Annotated in this window: 6 protein-coding genes; 1 reads left to right on the forward strand and 5 read right to left on the reverse strand. The window is 64.8% G+C overall.

The window, feature by feature from the left end:
• On the reverse strand, positions 1–1,060 hold a 1,060-nt coding region (locus ABIV12_RS14910; protein ID WP_348060713.1), incomplete at its 3' end, for a cytochrome c peroxidase.
• A 204-nt stretch (positions 1,061–1,264) separates the two neighbouring features.
• On the opposite strand from ABIV12_RS14910, the gene acpA reads away from it, so the two are divergent.
• On the forward strand, positions 1,265–2,836 hold the full coding sequence (gene acpA / locus ABIV12_RS14915) for an acid phosphatase (RefSeq protein ID WP_348060715.1): 1,572 nt from the start codon (positions 1,265–1,267) through the stop codon (positions 2,834–2,836).
• A gap of 66 nt (positions 2,837–2,902) precedes the next feature.
• Here acpA and ABIV12_RS14920 read toward each other — a convergent pair whose 3' ends face one another.
• The 4 genes from ABIV12_RS14920 to ABIV12_RS14935 all read right to left on the reverse strand — a co-directional run bounded on the left by ABIV12_RS14920 (position 2,903) and on the right by ABIV12_RS14935 (position 5,660).
• Entirely contained in the window at positions 2,903–3,970 is a 1,068-nt protein-coding gene (locus ABIV12_RS14920; RefSeq protein WP_348060717.1) for a sensor domain-containing diguanylate cyclase, read from the reverse strand.
• A gap of 85 nt (positions 3,971–4,055) precedes the next feature.
• Complete coding sequence (locus ABIV12_RS14925) at positions 4,056–4,751, reverse strand: glycosyltransferase (RefSeq protein ID WP_348060723.1); 696 nt, start codon at positions 4,749–4,751, stop codon at positions 4,056–4,058.
• 442 nt (positions 4,752–5,193) lie between these two features.
• Entirely contained in the window at positions 5,194–5,316 is a 123-nt protein-coding gene (locus tag ABIV12_RS14930) for a hypothetical protein (RefSeq protein ID WP_348060719.1), read from the reverse strand.
• Positions 5,304–5,660, reverse strand: coding sequence for a hypothetical protein (locus ABIV12_RS14935; RefSeq protein ID WP_348060721.1), 357 nt, complete (start codon positions 5,658–5,660; stop codon positions 5,304–5,306). Before ABIV12_RS14935 ends, ABIV12_RS14930 begins: the two co-directional genes overlap by 13 nt.
• Positions 5,661–6,051: the final 391 nt, after the last annotated feature.

A 6,051-nucleotide genomic window follows, 5' to 3' on the forward strand; every position in this document is an offset into this window, starting at 1 on the left:
AGCGCTCCGGCGTGATGTCGCGTGTGACGTAGAACGCGACAACGTCGCGCAGGGATTGGAATTTCCCGTTGTGGAAGAACGTCCGGCGCAGCGCGACGTTGCGCAGCGTCGGTGTGCGGAACAGACCGCAGAAATCGGCCTGGCCGCGCTTGTCGGTGCGTTCGGGTCCACATGCGCCGAGATCGTGGAACGAGGTATCGGCGTTGCGTGGAATACGGGTATTGCGCGGGACGCCGAGCGCAATGAGCCCGTAGTCGGAAAGTGCGGGCGGACTGCCGTCGAGCGGGCGACGACTCAGGTGGCACTGCATGCAGTTGCCCTTCGTCTCGTTTTCGAACAGTTTCAGTCCACGCTGTTCGCGTGCGCTCAACGACGCGCGACCCGTCAGCCACGCGTCGTACTTGCTGGTGTACGGATTGAACTCGTCATAGTCCTGCTCGAACACGCCGAGCGCATGCACGACCGCAGCGAACGCATCGGTGTCCGTGTCGAGCGCATGTGTGCCGAGCGTCTCCCGCAGATTGCCCGCATAAGCGGCGGCGCGAACCGCACGCGCGACGCCAGCGACGCTCGACGCCATCTCGAACGCGGACAGCAGCGGAATCTTCGCCTGCGTATCGCCGCGGTCGACGCGACCGTCCCAGGTGAGTCCGCCGGTCGGTCCGGCGTCGACCGACTCGTCGCCCTCGTCGTCGGAGTCGTGATAGTGGTTGCTGTAGGGCGGGATCCGGTTGAGGTAGGTCAGCGTCGGCGGCGTGCGGAAGCCCAGATGCTTGCCATCGGCGCCGCCCGGTTGCACATCAAGCGCGTTCGCCGGGTTGTAGCGATGCGCGGGATCGTGGCAGCTCGCGCACGCCTGCCGACCGGACGCGGAGAACGACGGATCCGAAAAAATCCGGCGTCCGATGTCACGCAAGGCGGCAGTGCGCGCGAATGCGGCAGCGTAGGTCGACGCCGCCGCCTGGTTCCCGGGTGTTGCAGGGCGCGCGAGCGCGACGGGGGCAAACACGCCACTGCAGAATGCGACGACAAGGTAAACGGACGTAAAGGTCGGGCGCATTCGGCAGGTCGTTTGGCGGGATGACGCAGGCGCAAGCCCATCGCATCAGGCGTTGGCGCAGTTCGGACAACAAAGCGTATCGATCGCATATGACGGTCGTGCACACGAACCTTCACGCGATTGAAAGGATTGGCGCCTAGCGTTGGATGGATGGGCGCGAGCCGCGCCGACGACTTCCCGCCAGCCTTCCAGGAATTGCACTCCATGCACAAGCACGCTTTGGCACTCGCAATCGCATCCACATTCGCCAGTGGTCTCTTTGCGCCCGCGCCCGCGTCCGCGCAGTCGGTCAACGGCCTCAACAAGGTCAAGACCGTCGTGGTGATCTACGCGGAGAATCGCGGCTTCGATCATCTGTATGGCCACTTCCCCGGAGCCAACGGGCTCGACGACGCGACTGCGCAACAGCAGACACAGCTCGATCGTGACGGCACGACGATGGCGACACTGCCGCCAATCAACGGCAACGGACTCACCAATCCGTCCGATCCGACCCAGGTGCCGACCGAAGCGACCACCGGTCATCCGAATGCGCCCTACGCGCTCGACGACCCGGCCGGCTACAACGTGAATTTCAACTACACGCTGCACGACCTGGTGCATCGCTTCTACAACAACCAGATGCAGATCAACGGCGGCCTCAACAACAAGTTCGCGGCGTGGAGCGACGCCGGCGGCGAAGTGATGGGTCACTGGGACAACACGTCGTCGATGGCGATGTGGGCCATCGCGCAGCGCTACACGCTGGCCGACAATTTCTTCCAGGGCGCGTTCGGCGGTTCGTTCCTCAATCACCAGTACCTGATCTGCGCGTGCGCGCCGTTCGACTTCAAGACGCAGGCCGATCCGATCACGTTCGCGAACAACATCTCGGCGGTTGCACCCGACGGCGTGTCTCTGCAGATCGATCCCGCAAGTCCTGCATCGGCGATCGACGGCGTACCGAAGTACGTGCGCGATTCGACGCTGACGCCCGACTATTACGGCATCAACACGATGCAGCCACCGTATCAACCGTCGGGCAATGCACCGGCGACCGGCGGCGACCCGTTGTATGCCGATCCGGCCAAGGCGAACACGCTGAGTCCGCAGACCGCGTCGAACATCGGCGACCTGCTCACGGCCAAAGGGGTGAGCTGGGCGTGGTACGGCGGTGCGTTCCAGGGGACGCTGGACCACACCGCTCCGGCGACTGTGGTGTTCCAGTACCACCACCAGCCGTTCAACTACTACGCCGACCTCGCGCCCGGCACCGCCGCGCGCGCCGAGCACGTGCTCGACGGCGGCATTGACGGCGCCAAGTTCATCGAGACGATCGACGCCGGCACGTTGCCGCAGGTGTCGTTCTACAAACCGCAGGGCAGCCAGAACCAGCACGCCGGTTACGCGACCGTCGACGCCGGCGACGCGCACATCGCCGACGTCATCGCGCATCTGGAGAAGAGCCCGCAGTGGAAGGACATGGTCGTCGTGATCACCTATGACGAAAACGGCGGCTGGTGGGATCACGTGGCGCCGCCGAAGGGCGACCGCTGGGGTCCGGGCACGCGCGTTCCGGCGATCGTTGTGTCGCCATTCGCCAAGCGCGGTTTCGTCGATCACACGCAGTACGACACCGCGTCGGCGCTGCGCCTGATCACTCACGCATTCGGACTGCCGGTTCTGCAGGGTCTTGCGCAGCGTGACGCGGCGCTCGAACAGAACGGATTCCCGGCAATGGGCGATCTCACCCAGTCGCTCGACCTGCTGTTCACCGACGGGTTCGACTCGCCGTAACGGCTCATCCCGGCAACGTCCTTCCTTCCCCTGCGAGGGGAAGGAAGCTGCGCCAACACCGTTTTGCTACAACGCGAGCACCAGCCGATTGCGGCCGCTTCGCTTCGCATCGTAAAGCGCCTCGTCTGCACGACGGTACAGTGCGCCTGCCTGCTCACCTGGCCGATGGGTCGAAAGTCCGATGCTGATGGTGACGGGAATGCCGCCTCCCATCCGCTCGACCGCTTCCCGCAGCTCCTCGCAGATGGCGATCGCAGCGAGTGAATCCATCGCCGTCAGCACCAGCACGAATTCCTCGCCGCCAGCGCGCGCGACCATCGCATCGTTGCCTGCACGCATCCGCAGCACACGGGCCACCGCCGCAAGGGTTTCATCGCCGACCGGGTGGCCGTGCAGGTCGTTGATCATCTTGAAGTGATCGATGTCGAGGATCGCCAGGTGCAGTGCCTCGCCTTCCTGCGCGCGGGCGATGCGCCACGCGAGGTGCTCATTCATGCCGCGTCGATTGGTCAGCCCGGTGAGCGCATCGGTACTGCCTTCGCGGCTCAAGCGAAGATTCTCCCGCTCGAGTTCCTGCTGATATTGCTTCAGATTGATCTCGTACCACTCGCGTTCGCTGACGTGGTGGCGCAGTTCGTTGTGCGCACGGCGCAGCTCCATCAGGGAGACGACCTGGCGCGACAGGCTCCGCATCGCCTCGACCTGGAACGGTTCGAGCGTCCGCGGTTCGGTATCGATCACGCACAGCGTGCCGAGCGCATTGCCCGACGCCGTTTTCAGTGGGGCACCCGCATAAAAGCGGATATTGGGACCTCCGGTGACGAGGGGGTTATCGGAAAAGCGCGGATCCTCGCGCGCGTCGCGAACCACGAACAGCTGATCCGGCTCGTTGATTGCATGGGCACAAAACGCCACGTCTCGCGAGGTTTGCGTCGCTTCCATCCCGACGCGCGCCTTGAACCACTGCCTGTCCTTGCCGATGAGGCTGACGAGGCTGACCGGCGTGCCACAAATGGCCGACGCCAACCGCGCAAGATCGTCATACGTCCCCTCCGGCTCGCTGTCGAGAAGGCCCAGTCGCTCGATTTCGACCAGGCGCTCCAGCTCGTTGTCGGGACTTGGCGGAGGGATCATCGACGTTGATGATAGCGGGAGTCGCCGCCGCGACAACGCCAACGCGTTCACACACCCAGCGACGGTTGAAGCAGTCCGCGCGCTTTCAACGACGCCGGCCGTACCAGAGATCGAGACCGTCGCGGGATTTGAGCAGCTGCCGACCGCGCCAAGCGAGGCGCAACATCAGCCGCACGTGTTCGCCTGCGGAAAACGTACGCACCTTGCGCGCCGATGTCATCACCGCTTCGCGCAGAATGACGAACCGTCCGCGCCTTGCGAGCGCGCGGCTCATCGCGACGTCTTCGCCGGCGTACCAGGTTTCATCGAAGCCACCGACCGCGTCGAATGCGGCGCGCGTGCAGAACAGAAAGCAGCCAGGAGCGACGCGCGTCACCCGGAAAAACCAGACGAAGAACGACTCGGCGATCTTCAGCCGCCGACTCAGCGGACCCTGCAGCCGCACGCCGCAGCCACCGCCGAGCGCTCCTTCGCGGACGGCGTCGCGGGCAGCACGGATCACCTCCGCGCCGACGAGCGTATCGGCATCGACAAACACCAGAAGATCGCCGCGTGCCGCGCGTGCGCCAGCGTTGCGTGCGGCGGCGATGTGCCGATGCGCCACACTCACGACGCGCACACCCCGCGCGTGCGCGACCTCGACGGTGCCGTCGGTCGAGGCGTCGTCCACCACCATGATCTCGCAGTCAACGTCGAGCAAGGCCACGCTGGCGAGCAGCGCATCAAGCGTATCGCCAAGCAGGCGCTCTTCGTCGTGGGCGGGAATGATGAAGGAAATCACCACTGGATGATCGCACACGGTCGACGCCGCACGTTCGACACTCCGCTGGCGCGCTGCCGCCTTTGCAGCTCGCTCGCGGGAGTGCCTGACCCAGGGGAGAGCCTCGTGGATATGCGGATGGCGTCGTTCCGTCCGGATTCGTGTTTCCTTTGGCGGTCCAGCCTTCGCGCAGCTCCAACGACGCGTCGAAACGCGTCGTGACGACGTAGAAGGCCTGATCGCCGGGCGCACCTGCGCACGCTCGTGGACCCGTCATCCTCCGCCGCCCCAGGTGGGGCTGGACGATCATCGAGCTCGAAACGCGCGAGCGTCGCAGCGTCAGCAGCTCGTCTTCGAAGTCGCCCGCCGACGCGCCCATCCGGTAGATACCGACGACGCGATCCGCCCGAACGTCGGGTGCGATTCGCGCGTGCAGCAAGCTCACCGCTTCGCGGTCACCGGACTACACCGGCACATCGTCAACGATCAGCGCCAGGTCGATCGTCTGTGCGATCGTCGTGATATCGCCGGTCACCGCACCGACATGCGCACCGGGAAACTTGCCGCGCGGCGCTAGGCGACGCACGGCCCGCCACCGAAGTCGCTTCCTTCCCGTGCGGGAGGCGTGGAACGTCGCAGCAAGTCGGTGCCGATCACAATGCGGAAATGTTCGACAACGCCACGATCGGCCGCATCGAGCAGACAGAACAGCACGCTACGCACCGTCTTCATTGCCTCGATCGGATCGGCGGACTCCACGCACACGTTGAACCACGAATAGCCTTGCGGCGATTCATTGCACTTCTGAAACGCGAACGCGGACAGATCGCGCTCGGAGGACAAAACATGCTGCAGGTCTCCGAGCGTGCTCACGGTCTCGACCACGGCCAGTGGCCGCATCGGGGCGGAAGGATTGGCGCGGCTGCTCATCGGGCTCCTTGCAAATGCTGATTCGATACGAACCGCAGACGTCGGGCGAAACCCGACCGATGCTGCGCTGCCCCGCACATCCTCGGCGGGAGGTGGAGTCTGGGCGAAGGGTTCGCGGTCGTCCTGCGTCGAATGCACTATGCGGGTTAGTGCATTTGTCCCATGGGAACGAGCAGCCAAGGTCGAGGATGGTTGCACGTGTTCCCGAGGTCCGGCACCGTGGCGGACACAGCGCCTTTTTCGTCCTTCGAGCACTGCCCATGAGCAAGCGCGTCCTCCCAGTTCCCGCCGACCGCGATCAACTGCGCCAGATCGTTGCCGGGTTGACCGAAGGTGTGATCCTGATCGAGCGCGACAAGTCGATCCACTGGGCGAATGCGGCCGCGTGTGC

Source organism: Dokdonella sp. (assembly GCF_039926425.1).
Taxonomy (GTDB): domain Bacteria; phylum Pseudomonadota; class Gammaproteobacteria; order Xanthomonadales; family Rhodanobacteraceae; genus Dokdonella_A.